The 15,094-nt window shown below is 40.5% G+C and carries 18 protein-coding genes; 5 read left to right on the forward strand and 13 right to left on the reverse strand.

Going from position 1 to position 15,094, the window contains the following annotated elements:
- Positions 1-349: 349 nt before the first annotated feature.
- Positions 350-670, reverse strand: a complete 321-nt coding sequence (locus TY49_RS18970; protein WP_041967477.1) for a PHD finger domain-containing protein — start codon at positions 668-670, stop codon at positions 350-352.
- A 182-nt stretch (positions 671-852) separates the two neighbouring features.
- Between TY49_RS18970 and TY49_RS18975 the strand changes: the two genes are divergently transcribed.
- The 3 genes from TY49_RS18975 to abc-f all read left to right on the forward strand — a co-directional run bounded on the left by TY49_RS18975 (position 853) and on the right by abc-f (position 4,055).
- A complete protein-coding gene (locus TY49_RS18975; RefSeq protein WP_041967478.1) occupies positions 853-1,140 on the forward strand; it encodes a hypothetical protein in 288 nt (95 codons plus the stop codon).
- Positions 1,141-1,161: 21 nt separating this feature from the next.
- Positions 1,162-1,932 (forward strand): membrane protein insertase YidC, encoded by a 771-nt coding sequence (gene yidC / locus TY49_RS18980; protein WP_041967479.1) that lies wholly within the window; start codon positions 1,162-1,164, stop codon positions 1,930-1,932.
- Between the two features lie 401 nt (positions 1,933-2,333).
- Entirely contained in the window at positions 2,334-4,055 is a 1,722-nt protein-coding gene (abc-f, locus tag TY49_RS18985; protein ID WP_041967480.1) for a ribosomal protection-like ABC-F family protein, read from the forward strand.
- An 80-nt stretch (positions 4,056-4,135) separates the two neighbouring features.
- Here abc-f and TY49_RS18990 read toward each other — a convergent pair whose 3' ends face one another.
- From TY49_RS18990 to TY49_RS19050, 12 genes are all read right to left on the reverse strand, one after another.
- Positions 4,136-4,486, reverse strand: a complete 351-nt coding sequence (locus tag TY49_RS18990; RefSeq protein WP_041967481.1) for a fluoride efflux transporter FluC — start codon at positions 4,484-4,486, stop codon at positions 4,136-4,138.
- Positions 4,483-4,872 (reverse strand): fluoride efflux transporter CrcB, encoded by a 390-nt coding sequence (crcB, locus tag TY49_RS18995; RefSeq protein WP_041967482.1) that lies wholly within the window; start codon positions 4,870-4,872, stop codon positions 4,483-4,485. Before crcB ends, TY49_RS18990 begins: the two co-directional genes overlap by 4 nt.
- Before the next feature lie 24 nt (positions 4,873-4,896).
- Positions 4,897-5,520, reverse strand: a complete 624-nt coding sequence (locus TY49_RS19000; RefSeq protein WP_041967483.1) for a GNAT family N-acetyltransferase — start codon at positions 5,518-5,520, stop codon at positions 4,897-4,899.
- Between the two features lie 267 nt (positions 5,521-5,787).
- Positions 5,788-5,994, reverse strand: a complete 207-nt coding sequence (locus TY49_RS19005; RefSeq protein WP_041967484.1) for a DUF6501 family protein — start codon at positions 5,992-5,994, stop codon at positions 5,788-5,790.
- Positions 5,995-6,062: 68 nt separating this feature from the next.
- Positions 6,063-6,266, reverse strand: a complete 204-nt coding sequence (locus TY49_RS19010; protein ID WP_041967485.1) for a hypothetical protein — start codon at positions 6,264-6,266, stop codon at positions 6,063-6,065.
- Between the two features lie 106 nt (positions 6,267-6,372).
- Positions 6,373-7,041, reverse strand: coding sequence for an SOS response-associated peptidase (locus tag TY49_RS19015; protein WP_041967486.1), 669 nt, complete (start codon positions 7,039-7,041; stop codon positions 6,373-6,375).
- Positions 7,042-7,145: 104 nt separating this feature from the next.
- On the reverse strand, positions 7,146-7,415 hold the full coding sequence (locus tag TY49_RS19020; RefSeq protein ID WP_041967487.1) for a hypothetical protein: 270 nt from the start codon (positions 7,413-7,415) through the stop codon (positions 7,146-7,148).
- 173 nt (positions 7,416-7,588) lie between these two features.
- A complete protein-coding gene (locus tag TY49_RS19025) occupies positions 7,589-8,683 on the reverse strand; it encodes a threonine aldolase family protein (protein WP_156972733.1) in 1,095 nt (364 codons plus the stop codon).
- 3 nt (positions 8,684-8,686) lie between these two features.
- Positions 8,687-9,244, reverse strand: a complete 558-nt coding sequence (locus TY49_RS19030; RefSeq protein ID WP_041967488.1) for a GNAT family N-acetyltransferase — start codon at positions 9,242-9,244, stop codon at positions 8,687-8,689.
- A 137-nt stretch (positions 9,245-9,381) separates the two neighbouring features.
- A complete protein-coding gene (locus TY49_RS19035) occupies positions 9,382-11,022 on the reverse strand; it encodes an AMP-binding protein (RefSeq protein WP_041967494.1) in 1,641 nt (546 codons plus the stop codon).
- Positions 11,023-11,175: 153 nt separating this feature from the next.
- Positions 11,176-11,745: an FAD-dependent oxidoreductase gene (locus tag TY49_RS19040; RefSeq protein WP_041967489.1), complete on the reverse strand. Its 570-nt coding sequence runs from the start codon at positions 11,743-11,745 to the stop codon at positions 11,176-11,178.
- A 309-nt stretch (positions 11,746-12,054) separates the two neighbouring features.
- Positions 12,055-13,188, reverse strand: coding sequence for an MBL fold metallo-hydrolase (locus tag TY49_RS19050; protein ID WP_041967491.1), 1,134 nt, complete (start codon positions 13,186-13,188; stop codon positions 12,055-12,057).
- A 294-nt stretch (positions 13,189-13,482) separates the two neighbouring features.
- Here TY49_RS19050 and sda point away from each other — a divergent pair, with 294 nt between their 5' ends.
- Positions 13,483-13,617, forward strand: a complete 135-nt coding sequence (sda, locus tag TY49_RS19055) for a sporulation histidine kinase inhibitor Sda (protein WP_023627756.1) — start codon at positions 13,483-13,485, stop codon at positions 13,615-13,617.
- Positions 13,618-13,838: 221 nt separating this feature from the next.
- Positions 13,839-14,747, forward strand: coding sequence for a nuclease-related domain-containing protein (locus tag TY49_RS19060; RefSeq protein ID WP_041967492.1), 909 nt, complete (start codon positions 13,839-13,841; stop codon positions 14,745-14,747).
- Positions 14,748-15,094 lie beyond the last annotated feature (347 nt).

The following is a 15,094-nucleotide window of genomic DNA, read 5'->3' on the forward strand; positions in this document are numbered from 1 at the left end:
TGAGCTTTTCTTGACAGCTTTCACCTCTTATCCTGAAAAGCTGTCACAATAACGAGCCTTTCTTGACAGCTTTGGCCTCTTATCCTGAAAAGCTGTCTAAATAACGGGCCGTTTCTTGACAGCTTTGCCTCCTTTTCTCTGAAAAGCTTTCTAAATACATGCTAATTCCTAATATTTACTCAGTCGTTCTGGAAGCTTTGTTGCTTGCAGAGTTAATGTATATGACTGAGCAGTTACTTGTTAAAGAAAAGGTAGCAACCTGTGAAATACAGTAACCATACCTTTGTCATAACCAAATAACATTCTTTCAACCAAAAAGCCATGGACCTCTAGTCCATGGCAATTCGTCTTATGCTATATTCATATTTTCCTTGTATCCAGGCTCACAGTTAATGCACACTGCTTCATCGTAATCAGCAGTGTTTACGTCCTCTGGGTTGTACTCGATCCCACATAGTGGGCACTCTATCATTTCTTCTTCATCATATTCTGCTGCATCTGGGATGGAGTCATTGACCTTGAGCTCTCCCGCCCAAACGCCGCTAATCGTAGACATTTCACTTTCAATATATTCATTCGCTGCTTCTTCTGTTTCCCATACACCATGGTCCCACAGCATTTCGTCAGCGTCACCTGAATTAATCATTAGTCCATATACTATTTTTTTCATGATTTGCCACCCCTTTTCGGATTGGGAAGTTTGTTTTATATACATAGCCACTATTCTAATTTTTGAAACCCCCACTATTTGGGAAATGAAACTTTCTAGGTTTATTTCCGTATATATTATATGGATTGCTTAGAGTCGATTTTTCAAATATAATTGAGCAATGATCGAAAAGAGGTGATGGCATGCTATTGGAAATTTATGCTCAGTCTGTTGATGCAACGGCCGTTTACAGCGCTTATTTGACTTTGCTCATCAGCATGTCGATGTCCGTCTTCTGGTTATATCGTGACGCCTCTATTATCCAATCATGTTTATTGCAAATCAGGCTGAAGCCATCCACTTCTGAAATAGCTTTTAACAATAAAGCTGAACTTGGGTTGAAGTTTCACCTGCAATTTCTTAAGCGAATAAAAATTAAAATTGATCCGGGTGATGAGGACAGCCATTTTTCTCCTTTAGTTAATTACTAGATATAATTTAGGAGGAGAAAAATGAAGAAGCTTTTCACCATGATTATTGTTCTACTTATACCAGCACTATTAACTGGCTGCCAGGCGTTGACAAGCGAGGGGTCGTTCTTCCAGTCAACATTCATCAACCCCTTCACCTTGCTCATCAAGCTATTCGCCGGCATCTCAGGAGAAAGCTACGGTCTGGCGATTATTTTGATTACAGTGCTCATCAGGCTGGTGTTAATGCCTTTAATGTTAAAACAATATAAAAACCAGCAGAACATGAAAGAAAAGATGGAAGTCATCAAGCCTGAAATGGATGAAATTCAGAACCAGCTGAAAGGGACTAAGGATCCAGCTGAGCAAAGAAAATTGCAGCAGGAAATGATGGGCCTCTATCAGAAGCATGGAGTAAACCCCTTATCTGTTGGCTGTCTGCCGATGCTGGTTCAGATGCCAATTTTGATGGGTCTTTATTATGCGATTAGCGGTTCTGCCGAAATCGCCAGTCACTCCTTCCTCTGGTTCAACCTGGGACATTCTGATATTTGGATCACGGCAGCTGCCGGGCTGATTTACTACCTGCAGTTTAAGGTCTCGATGTCCAATGTAACGGAGGACCAGAAAAAGCAGATGAAGTTCATGGGGTTGCTGTCACCAATTATGATTGTGATGTTTTCATTAAATGCCCCGTCTGCCCTTCCCCTTTACTGGACAGTTGGCGGGATGTTCTTGATTGTGCAAACATTACTGGCTAGAAAGGTCTATGCCCAAAAAGAAAGTCCAATTAGGGTTGAGAACCAAGCTTAAGCTTAATGTACTAATGCCTGGGGAATTGTTTCTCCCCAGGCTTTTTAGTGGAATTATATGGTTGACACAAAACTTTTCACCAAGTTATACTTTGAATTAATGAGATCTGAAGGGAATGGTAAAGCGCCGATGAAATACTAATCTTATTTTCTGCCCGATTTTTCTAATATGAAAAAACGTGTTGCCCGAAAATAGGATTAGTCTGCTCTTTTAGCCATTCCCAGTCGATTTATAACCTGATCAAAGCATGTTGCCTTTTGGCCTAACAATGCTTGTTTTGTGGCGGTTGAATCTATTGTGAGTGTATTGCAGAACCTTCCGGGTGACATCTGGGAGGTTTTTTTAATGGATAAAATACTCACCTTCATTCAATAGTTACAAAACGAAAGGTGGAATTTTTTATGACAATCATGAAAATAAGAGGTATTCAGAAGAGTTTTAATGAAAAGCAAATATTACAAAATGCGGAAATTGATATAAAACAAGACAGCCGTATTGGACTGGTCGGCAATAATGGCGCCGGTAAGACTACATTGGCGAATATTATATATGGGAGTATCTTCCCTGATAAAGGAATAATCGACACTTTTAACAGCAGCGTGAACATTGGCTACCTTAAACAATCCACTGAATATTCCATACATGACTTTGAGGACACCTATTCTCTTGCTGAAAACGGGCTCTTTCAGCTTTCAAGTCAGTTAGGTCTTAACAAGGATATTGATTGGGCTGATCCTGATTGGAGTAGGTTAAGCGGCGGTGAAAAGTTAAAAATTTCACTTGCAAGTGTATGGGCAAGCAGGCCTGAACTTCTCATATTAGATGAGCCAACAAACCACCTGGACTTGCAGGGTGTAGAGTGGCTGATCGAAGAATTGAATACATTTAAAGGCGCAGTAGTCATCATTTCACATGATCGATATTTCCTCGACAGGACGGTGGCAGAAATTATCGAAATCGAGGATGGATCAACAAAATTATTCAAAGGTGACTACTCTTCTTACCGTCAGGAAAAAGAAAGATTATATGAAATTCAGCTACATCAATACGAAATACAGCAAAAACACAAACAACAAATTGAACAGCAATTGGCTAATCTTAAAAACTGGTCTGAAAAAGCTCACCGTGATTCGACGAAACAAGGTTCGGCCTCTGAAAGAAGACAAATAGGATACAAGGAATACCATCGTGTGAAAGCAAAGAAGATGGATAATCAAATAAAGTCAAAGATGAAACGGCTGAATCAGGAGCTTGAAAAGAATGAGGTTAGAGCGCCCATGGAGGAAGCAAAGGTGCGTTTCGAATTTCAGGAAAGCCGAAAGAGAGGAAAACGCATTTTAGAAGCCCGAGAGCTTTCAAAATCCTTCGGCAGCCGCTGTTTGTTTGAAGAGAGCCATTTTTATATGAATCACGGAGAAAGAATGGCATTGTTAGGTCCCAACGGCAGCGGTAAAACTACTTTGATTAAAATATTGCTTGGAGAAGAAACAGCTACATCAGGTGATGTTTGGGCCAGCGAAACGATAAGGATTGGATACCTCAGCCAGGATGTGTCAGACCTCCCTCTCGATAAAACGGCACTGGAATATACAGGACTTACAGACAGAGAATCAATCGGCAGGGCGAGGACGATTTTTGCCAATATTGGACTGTCAGAAGAAAAGCTTACAGTTCCAATCAGCACCCTTAGCCTTGGTGAGAGGACGAGAGTGAAGCTAGTGATGATGCTTTTGGCAGAAATCGATTTGCTGATTCTAGACGAACCTACCAACCATCTCGACTTGGCCAGCAGAGAAAGTCTCGAAAAAACATTGCTGAATTTCCAAGGATCTATAATAACTGTCTCACATGATGTTTATTTTCAGGAGAAAATCAGTAATAAACTTCTATTTATTGAAAACGGAAAGATTAGCAGGAAAGAGTATGGGATGAAGGAATTCAACAACCAAAACGCTTCTCCGATTGCAGACAGTAAGGAAAAAGAAGAACAATTGATGGTTCTCCAAAATGAAATCAACGCCCTCATTGGCAGATTGTCTTTCATGGCAAAGGGTGAGCCTGGATATGAGCAACTCGACAAGGATCTTACAGAGCTATTGAAAAAGAAAAGAGATCTATCATAATCTTTGTTCATAGTAAAATAAAAACTGCATCTGCAGATGTTAGATTGTGTGTCTAACATCTGCTGTGCAGTTTCCCATTCTTATAATAATCTTCCAATAATAAGCCCTGAGGCTGCACTCAACAGACCTCCAATATAAGTACAAACTAGATACAACACCACAGCTTTGTTTTCTTTGTTGTTGAATAGCTTGACCAATTCAACATTCAGTGTGGAAAAAGTGGTGAATGCCCCCATGAATCCTGTAGCAGCAAAAAGATACAAGTTCCCCTGAATTCCTTGACCAACTATCCAGCCAAGCAGAAAAGACCCAAGGAGGTTCACAGTAAGTGTAGCGACAGGCAGCACCGATTGGGGCATTAACTTTTGGACACCGAACCTTGAGAGGGCTCCAGCCATTCCACCTAAAGCAACCAGAACAAACCCAATCATTTTCCCGCCTCCCTGCCAAGTCCTCCGCCAAGCTTATAACCTGCCGCTGCAAGGATCAGTCCGCCAACCGCACTTAGAAGCACATAGAAAATTGCCATCCCTATACTGCCGTTCTCTATCATTACCAGCGTTTCAAGGCTGAAGGCCGAGAATGTTGTGAATGATCCTGTTAGACCAGTACCAATTGTTGCCGACAGTACAGGATTCAGTTTTCTTCTTGCTATCATGCGGGCCGTGAACCACCCTAAGAACAAAGAGCCTGTGTAGTTGGCAATTAATGTACCCATGGGGAAACCATTATTCAATAATTCGCTTGTGCTAAGACTGACTAAGTACCGCAAGAGGCTGCCTAACATTCCCCCAAGCCCTACTCCTAGATATACCAATGAAATAACCTTCCTTTTGCACTGCTATTTTCGATTCAATTTATCTTGTAATCCTGTTTTAATCTGCGGCCACTCTTCTTTAAGAATGCTAAAGACAACGGTGTCCCTGACATAACCGTCAGCGATAATTCGATGTTTGCGCAACACCCCTTCTCTTTGGGCACCGAGACGGGCAATTGCATTTTGCGAGCGTACATTCCTGGAATCTGTACAAAATTGCACTCTGTTTACTTCCATTTTTTCAAAAGCATGTTGGAGCATGAGCAATTTTGTTTCAGTATTCACACTTGTTCTCCAGTAATCAGGACTGTACCATGTCCAGCCAATCTCAAGTGATTTATGCCCTTCTGAAATATCAAGATATCTTGAGCTGCCAACTATTTTATCCGATTCATTATCAAGAACAACAAATGGTATCTGTGTTCCTTTCTCTCTCTCAACCAATGCAGCTTCAATAACCTTTTTCATGCCTTCTTTGCTTCTGACCTTCGAAGATGTAAATTCCCATATAGACTGGTTTTGTCCGGCTTCCCACAAACCATCAAGCTGACTAGTTTCCATTGGCAAAAGCTTTACAGTTTTACCTTCTAGAGTGACTTTTTTTATCCATCTTCCCAACTCCCAATTGGTTGTATATTCCTTTATCATACCACTGGGGAAGATCTTCTGGGAATTCCTTCATTAATAAAGGTTCTTCTCTTCGTTTTCTCATACAATAGTAAAAACAGGCACCTTGTTTTTTCGATTATAATTGCAATCTTCATTCAGAAGTCTACTCGAAAAGAGCCCCCTAAACGTTTATTAATGCGTCTATTAGAACATGTACGAAAAGTAACAATCAATGTGAAAACGACCTTAATGTAAAAAAGAATCCCTAAACGAAAGGCTGCCCGGTCTCCCGGACAGCCTGCGCACTTATTTTACCTCTTCAAAATATTCTTTGTAATAGCCGCCAACCTTGCCGGAATTATCAACAATGAAATAAAATTCCTCGGTTTCGTTTTTCACTTCATATACCTTTCCAGTTGTCAGCTTGTTATTTACAATGTATTTTTTTGCATCTGTGTGAACGCACTTTAGAGTCTTAATCGTTTCGCGTTCGTGCCAGTTCGTGTGGATCATCTTCTGCACTTCCTTTATATGAGTTTCCTCTCTATAGTATAAAGAAAAGATGATGCAATAGGCAATAGTTAGCTGGCATTCGCTTCTTCAACGGCTATTTTTAAACCACGGACTTCCGATTTATCAAATGTCATTGTTTCGCCAGTAATTACATTTTTCAAAGTTATATAACAAACATCACAGATTACATCTTTGCGAATATATTGTAAAAAAGAAAAACGTTCATTCTTGTAAATCAGTTCATAAAATCCTGTTTTAGTAAAACCATTCATGCTAACCCCTCTTTCCAGGATGTTTTCATCTTGGTGTTTGGCTGTGTCATTCTATACCACAATCAAGACTTGTATTAAACATCCCGGAGCTAAAGGAAAATTTTCCCTACAAACTGTTAATTGGAGCAATTAGCTCCCTTCCTTCATTTTTGGCAGAATTAATTGCGGTCGAAACAGGGTAAGCTTCCATGAAGTCAGCATCATATGGAACCAGCAGCTTTTTAAGATTTTGAGTTTGGTCCCTAGAACGGTCAAGCCATATATCAAGCTTGTCTTCCGGAAGAATCACTGGCATTCTGTCATGAATTTCTTTGGTGACCTCATTTGGACTAGTAGTGATAATTGTGCAGGAAGTAATCTCCTTCCCATCCTTATTCCAATTTTCCCAGAGCCCAGCTAACGCAAACGGCTTTTTATTTTTCATACCGAATCGGTATGGCAGTTTTTGTTTGCCATCTTTTTTCCATTCGTAAAATCCATCAGTTAGGATCAGGCAGCGTCTTTGTTTAAGAGCATGCTTGAAACTCGCTTTTTCATCAACTGTCTCCGCGCGAGCATTAATCATTCTATAACCGATTTTTTCGTCATCCGCCCAGAAAGGAATCAATCCCCACCTCATTCTTGCCCCTATCCTGCCTTCCCCATTATCAATCACCGTCAAAATGTCCTGTCCAGGAGCTATATTGTACCGGGCATCAAGTTCATTCGGGAAGTCGAACTGAAATTGTTCCTTCAATGAACTTATATCCTCAAATAATGAAAATCTTCCACACATCTTCTTTCCTCCAACCGATGTTTTTTACTATAATTCCCGTCCTTTTCAGGAAGTAACATCTAATGTCGAAAAAAATAAGCCAAGCTTCTTTTAGCCTGACTTATCTATATTTTTTCAGCATTGAGATTCTTTTTCATTTTAACCCTAAGTGCAATATTCGCTGCTACCAGGAATGGAATTATTGATGCAATTGTAAATCCAAGCGCATAACCTGATATACTTTCATTTAAAACTCTATCGTTTATGCTAAAGCCAAGAAATGTTATAACGATGCCATCCCCATCCACATGGTCAATGACCGACCAAAGCTCAATCCCTTTAATAAGGAACAAACCACTTATGATCGACAGCAATAAAACCCATAGCCATTTCATACGACCATACCTCCAAAATCCCTAAACCCTCATACAAGTTCAGGTGTATACACTATATTATAGGGAGATATGGTATTAATTAATATAAAGCTAGCGCAGTTGTAACAAAATGTTCATAATGATGTTCTTAATTTCGTCAATAAGGTGCTAATTGTTTGCAAAATTAAAAACTCTCAAAAAGAAAATTTGTTCTTCATCAATTCATCCAGCTGCAGAAATGCATTTTTCACAGCTGCTTTTGAAACTTCCTGATAACGGTCCCCAATACTCACTTCAAAATAACATGAGGATTCCCCAGTTGCCTTCAGGTAATTAATGATGCCCACTCCCGTTTCGCGTATCACTTCTAACAAAATTGGTTCTATTTCCTCTTTAGAATGAGGAAAATGGACATGAAACATGTTCGAAACTGGAATTTCCGGCAGTGTGGTTACGTGGTGACAAGAATTATAATAAACCGCAAGCTCCTTAGCACTTCCATAGTAGTCCGGCATTTTGTGAGATTTCTGATCGAAATAATGCTCTGCTGAAATGATATACGGGTACAGGCTAATCAAATCGCCACCGTACCTCCTTTTCCAGACCTTTGATTCAGAGATGAACGTTTCCTCGCCGGCAAGAATTGCACCGGCAATTCCTCCTATTCCCTTGTAAAAAGAGAGATATACACTGTCAAAAAGCTCGCATACTTCAGAAGCCGTCTTCTCATAAAAGGGCAGCACTTCCAGGAGCCTGGCTCCATCAAGGTGCAGCTTAATGCCATTCTTTCGGCAATACGCCGATATGTCTTCAAGAGTTTCATAGCGTGGCAGTTGCCCGCCTATTTCCCTTTGCGGTAATTCCAGCAATAGACAAGCAACATCTTCCTCCATGGATACAACGTCCTCAAGCTCGATAACACGTGTTTCGTCTGCAAGCAAAACTGTCTTGATATTATGTAATTCCTTTAGTCCATCCTCCTCGTGAATTTCCAGGTGACATAACGGATGGTATGCTACTTTTTGCAGTTCCTTTTCATCACACCAAATACGCATTGCGATTTGCTGGGCCATCGTTCCGCTCGGAAAGAAAACTGCCTTTTCCTTGCCCAGGAACGCTGCCATTTTATCCTGAAAGTCTTCAATAACTTTTCCAGTACCGTAAATATCACTATCCAGCTGTCCGTCGATTTTTTCAAAAGCGTTCTTTAAGACTTGGACATTTCTTTTGCCGTGGCCGGTCAACTGATATGTCGATCTATTAAAAGCTTCCTGTAATGTATTAATCATGGATCATCCCTCCATTCTGTTGGTTAATCGTCCCATCACAACCATATTATAAAAATTGCCATCAGAAAGCAGTTTGTCATCCTTCAAAACACCTTCGACTTCAAATCCAAGCTTTTCATAGAGTTGCTTCGCTTTTTCATTAGATTCCATCACATTCAGAGTGATTTTTCTAATCCCGCTATCGTCTGCCCACGTAATCGATTCTTGCAGAAGATTTCTGCCTACACCATAACCCCAGAATTCTTTTAAAACACCTACTCCGAATTCCACCTTGTGCCTGAACCTTTTCAGGTCATTTCCAGCACACCTTGAAAACCCGATAAGCCTTCCGTTCGTCTCCGCCACCAAAAAGAGGTTTCTAGGACTCTCACTGTCCGCTTTTATAATTGATCGAAAGCCTTGCGGATCAATGAATGCCTCGCCTGGTTCCCGGTCAAGATTTTCAGTTTCTCCGTCAATTTGCATCCTTAAATCAGACAAAGCTTCTGCATCTATATCGGATGCAGACCGAATTTTATAATTCATTTCCCTAATATTAAAATCTTTTTCATTTATCAGCATCGAATTTCCTCCAAATATACCTTAGCTTAATTTTAGACATTGAGAACCTATCTGTATAGTTCAAAATATCATACCAGGATCCAAACTGCTTTCAACAATGTAAAAAAGGATGGAATCCAGCGATTCCATCCTCTCTTTTATACATTCTTGAGCTCTTCGACAGCTTCCATCGCCTGTTCTCTTAACTTGAATTTTTGAATTTTTCCCGAAGCGGTCATTGGATAGCTTTCGGTGAACTCTATATATCTCGGAATTTTGTGCTTCGAGATTTTTCCTTTGCAATATTCTTTGATTTCAACAGCTGTTGCAGTTTCTTCATCCTTTAAAATGATCCATGCCATGACTTCCTCTCCGTACACACTGTCCGGTATTCCTACAACCTGAACATCAAGGACTTTCGGATGTCTGTAAAGGAATTCTTCGATTTCGCGTGGGTAGATGTTTTCCCCACCCCTGATGATCATATCCTTTAGTCTGCCGGTTACACGGCAATAGCCATTTTCATCCATGACAGCCAAATCCCCTGTGTGGAGCCAGCCTTCTGCGTCAATCGCTTCCCTCGTCGCATCAGGATTTTTATAATACCCATCCATAACATGGTAGCCGCGTGTGCAAAGTTCTCCCTGAACTCCCCTTGGAACTTCTTCCATCGTGCCTGGTTTGACGATTTTCACCTCGACCTCAGGAAGGGCTTTTCCAACAGTTTCAACCCGCAGTTCGAGGGGATCGTTAGTCCTTGTCTGCGTTATAACAGGAGAGGATTCAGTTTGGCCGTATGCAATTGTTATTTCCGTAGCCCCCATTTTTTCATTTACAGCTTTCATCACTTCAATCGGACAATTGGATCCAGCCATGATACCAGTTCTTAAGGAAGACAGATCGTATTTTTTAAAATCCGGATCATTAAGCTCGGCGATGAACATGGTTGGAACTCCGTGAAGCGCTGTACACTTTTCTTTTTCGACAGTCTCAAGAACTGCCTTTGGACTGAATTCCTGGACCGGCACCATTGTGGCGCCCACTGTGGCACAAGCAAGCGTACCCATGACACAACCGAAGCAATGGAAAAATGGCACTGGTATACAAAGTCTATCTTGGTCCGTAAGCTTCATGGCAGATGCAACATTATACGCGTTATTTACAATATTGCTGTGGGTCAGCATTACTCCCTTTGGAAATCCAGTCGTACCTGAAGTATACTGCATGTTAATGACTTCACTCTGCTTCAGGGTTGCAATTTGATTATTCAGTTCTTCCTCTGTCACACCGTCCGCCATATCCAGAATATCCTGCCAGATGTATGTCCCTGGAAAACGCTTTTCTCCCATTACAATGACATTTTTCAAATAAGGCAAATTCCTGCTTTCAAGCTTGCCTGGCTCACTCGTTTTCAGTTCTGGTACAATTTCGTACACCATGTCAATATAAGAAGCGTCTTTATATTGTTCCATCAATATAATTGTCGTGGAATCTGATTGCTTTAGAAGATATTCCAATTCAGCAGTCCGATAATTTGTGTTGACAGTAACAAGAACTGCCCCCATCTTTCCAGTGGCAAACTGGGACAGCACCCATTCCGGTGTATTAGAAGACCAGGCAGCTATATGTTCTCCTTTTTTCACTCCCAGTTTCATCAGTCCTCTGGCAGCTTTTCGGCATAACATATTGAACTCTTTGTAATTCATCCTCAGGTTGCGGTCAGCATAAACAACCGCTTCATGTTCTGGATATTTCCTGGCTTGAACCTCCAATAACTCACCTACAGTATATGGCAGCAAATTCTCCAATCTATTAACCTCCTAAATAAGTTAAATTATGTAAGCGTTTACCTATTACTATACCACCTTAGTTTGAATATTCAATATTTTTGGAATGTATTCCTCCCTTTTCCTAAAAATATATAAAAGCAGGGAAAATTCCCTGCTTCATCCTTATTTGTCGTGCCACATATAAGTTTTCCCGGTTTCCTTTGACACTATCGATATACCTATAGAAGCGCCATGTCCTGCAGCAATAACGGATTGACTAGAAAGTCCCGCTAACAAGCTAGTGATATAAAGGTTAGGGAGCCTTGAAGTTCCATCGTGATCAATTCCCAGTACCTTTTTAATCTTCCCACTTGGTACCTTCTCATTTACTGCCAGTTCGAACCCAAGGCTTTCAAGCAACGAAGTTTGAAGATTCGTGGCAATAACCAAATGCTTTGAAGCAAACTCTTTACCGTCAGCCAAAATAACTGAATAGCCGTTATCATTCTTTTTGACAGTTTCCACGGCCCCCTCAATCCATTCAGTGCCTGCAGCGAAAGCCTGATCTTTAATATTTTCGAGAAGTTCTGAACCGGTGATTTCTTTAATTCCCGGATAATTAAAAAGCTTTGAAACTTGTTTGACCTGGGATTTCCCTGAATCGATGACTGCAGTTTTCAACCCACCCTGGGAAGTGTAGATTGCTGCCGAGCCACCTGAAATCCCGCCTCCAATCACTAATACATCTAGCATTTAATACTCCTCCTGAAAATGTAGCCTCCCTTTTAACTAAAAAGGAAGGCTATTTTACCTTTAAAATAATTTTGAAATCAAATAAATGACTCCTGCCAGGAGCCATACGTACGTGGCCGGTCATATAGGGGGAAAGCCGGAAAACTTTCCTTTTCCCTCTTCGCCTGTACGCTTTGGTCCAATGCCTCAGGACCCGCCTGCACAATGGTTGTTTTTCTTATTTTCTTCCAAATTCTCACCTCACAAGCATTTACGAGCACACCGGTAACGATAAAAAGAGGAAAGCACTGCTCTCCTCACTTTTTATTTTTAATGAGTGTGGTGAACAGCACAGCGGTTAGGGCCGATTTCAAGCTCCATCGCTTCTTCTGCTGTCACTTCTTTTACGCCGCGGTTAATCGCAACAATATCTTCAAAATTCGGTGGTGTTTCGCTGGATGCTGATTGTGCTACATGGTCGACAAATTCTTCAACAGTTTTGCCTTCCATGATTTGATTTTGCTTACGGATTAAACCTAACTGGCTTCCAATGAAACCTTCTGCATTTACTTCGTCATCAAATGCAGCATAGTGGCCAGGCAATACAATAACGTCATCCGCAATTTGGGATACTTTGCTGTAAACTGTTTCATAAAGGTCTTTTGCCCACTCAGCAGCTTTTCCGCCTAAATCAGGACGGCCAAGACCATTAACAAAAATAGTGTCTCCTGAAAATAAAAGTTTATTATTCACAAAGAACGAAACACTTCCAGGGGTATGCCCAGGCGTCTTAACAGCCAAAACTTCAAGAGTAATGTTCTCAAATTCAATTTTATCATGCTGCTCCAGCGCTTCAAAGTCAAATACTGCGCCTTCACTCTTCATCAAATAATATTTTGCTCCAGTGTTATCAGCTAGTTGCTTGCCTCCGGACAAGTGGTCAGCATGCAAATGTGAATCCACAATATGAGTGATTTTTACATGTTCCTTCTCAGCAATTGCAGTGTAACGGTCTGTAAATCTTGAAGGGTCAACTACAAGTGCCTCGTTTTCAGATAGAACCATGTAAGAAAGGCAGCCTTTGCCGACACGGATAAACTGAAGTACTTTAATTTTGTCATCTTTATATACTTCAACTGGATATAAATATTCGCTCCATGACTTCATTCCGCCAGATAGATAAGAAACTTCAAATCCAGCATCAGCAAGCATTTCAGCCACCATAACAGAAGAGCCTTCTTTAGCACAAATTACTACGATGTCTTTATCCTTCGGAAGCTGATCAACCACTTCGTCCACTCCATCGATCAAATCAAAATAAGGGATATTAAGATATTCAATATTTTCCCCTTCAACCTTCCAGTCTTCAAAATCCTTTACATTCCTTACGTCAAAGATAAAAAATTCTTTTTTGTTTACTACCCATTCATTTAATTTTTCAGCATTAATAGCTTGCATACCCATTATAATTCCTCCCAGTGTAAAAAATTGATTAAGTCGAGTATCAAATCCCCATTTAATACCCTTATGGGTATATATTATAATTTCGAATAATAAAATGCAAGCTTTTTTTGTTTAATAATGTGACTATGATGTTTTGTCCAAATACCATCTTTTAGCGGACTTCCAAAACAAGAAAATATTTCTAATAAAAATTGTTCATAATGGGTTTTCAAATCTTTAATAAACCTTTACAATGAATGAAACTATACAATATAGTTTGAAAATTCTATCCATTCTTACCGAGGAGGAATGCAAATGAAAATTATGAGCAATGAACAGTTGGTGGTCTCGTATCGTGATGCATTAAAGTCGGAAAGTGATAAAGAATGGGCAAAAGTTTTAAAAACAGAAATATCCAAAAGAGGACTAAGGCCGTTTAAAAACCGTTAAACAGAAACAAGAAAAACATTTATACCCTGGTGACAAAGCCGCTTGCTGCCGATTGGCAGTTGAGCGGTTTTTTTGTTTTTTTGGCAAATTAGAGTTTGATCGATTATCCGGGGAAAAGTTAAGCCGCTTTACTGCCACATTAAACGGTGAAAAGTTAACAAAAAATTCACATATCTTATTGTGAGTTTAGCTTAAAATAGCTTATAGAAAGGAAGTGGACCATGCTACTAAAAGCACGCACTGAACCAATGGAATTAATCGCCTTACGGCATTTAAACAGACGAATGGAGTTACCATCCCAGGAAAAGTTTCAGCTTTGGACTATGGAAAAGGGTTTTATTGGAGAAGTCTTATTTGACAAGATGACCGAAAATCTAGCCGAAGAAAGATATATCATCGACGATCTCCTGCTTAAAGTGAATAATTCATATTTCCAACTGGATAAGGTAATCATTTCGCAGGATGGAATTTATCTAATCGATGTCAAGTATCACGAAGGCGATTACTATCTCGAAGGGGATAAGTTATATTCCTTCCGCAGTAGTCGAGAATACAAAAACCCCATCATTCAGTTGACGCGGAGTGAGACCCTTTTCCGACAGCTGCTACAAAACCTCAAGATGAATCACCTAGTCCGTGCCTCCGTCATATTCAACAATCCTGAGTTCACCCTATACCATGCCCCAATGGATCAACCGATCATTCTACCAACACAAATTAATCGATTCCTAAAAGAATTAAACAATACCCCCTCTAAATTGGATGAAAGCCACAAGAAACTCGCCCAAACATTGCTTTCCCTACACCAGGTTAAAAATCCATTCGCCACTCTGCCAGACTACCAATATGATCAACTGGAAAAAGGGATGCATTGCTCGGAATGCGGGTCTTTAAATAACGAAATCGGTGATTACGACCTCGTTTGCGGTAAGTGCGGTACCCATGAAAGAATAGAAAAGGCAATCGTGCGGCACATAGAGGAAATCAAAGTACTGTTTCCGGAAAAGAAAATCACCACGAAAACCGTTTATGAATGGTGTAATGGGAAGGTTAGTAGGAGGACGTTTTTGAGGGTGTTGAAGAAAAACTATAGAGCAGTTGGAACGACCAAGGATGCCTATTTTGAGTGATATGAGAGCTGTTCTGGATCAGCGGGCGGTCCTTAACAGATTTGACTGTATAATAATGGATTTTGACAACTTCGATTTCTACACACTGAAACTTGTCGCAATAACGGTATTTTCTTGACAACTTTGAGGTCTACACCCTGAAGCCTGTCATAATAACGGCGCTTTCTTGACAACTTTGCGCTCTGAACCCTGAAACCTGTCACAATAACGGCGTTTTCTTGACAGCTTTGCGCTCTGAACCCTGAAACCTGTCACAATAACGGCGTTTTCTTGACAGCTTTGCGCTCTGAACCCTGAAACCTGTCACAATAACGGCGGTTTCTTGACAACTTTGAGGTCTACACCCT

The organism is Mesobacillus selenatarsenatis SF-1, from assembly GCF_000813125.1.
In the GTDB taxonomy this organism is placed as follows: Bacteria; Bacillota; Bacilli; order Bacillales; family Cytobacillaceae; genus Mesobacillus; species Mesobacillus selenatarsenatis.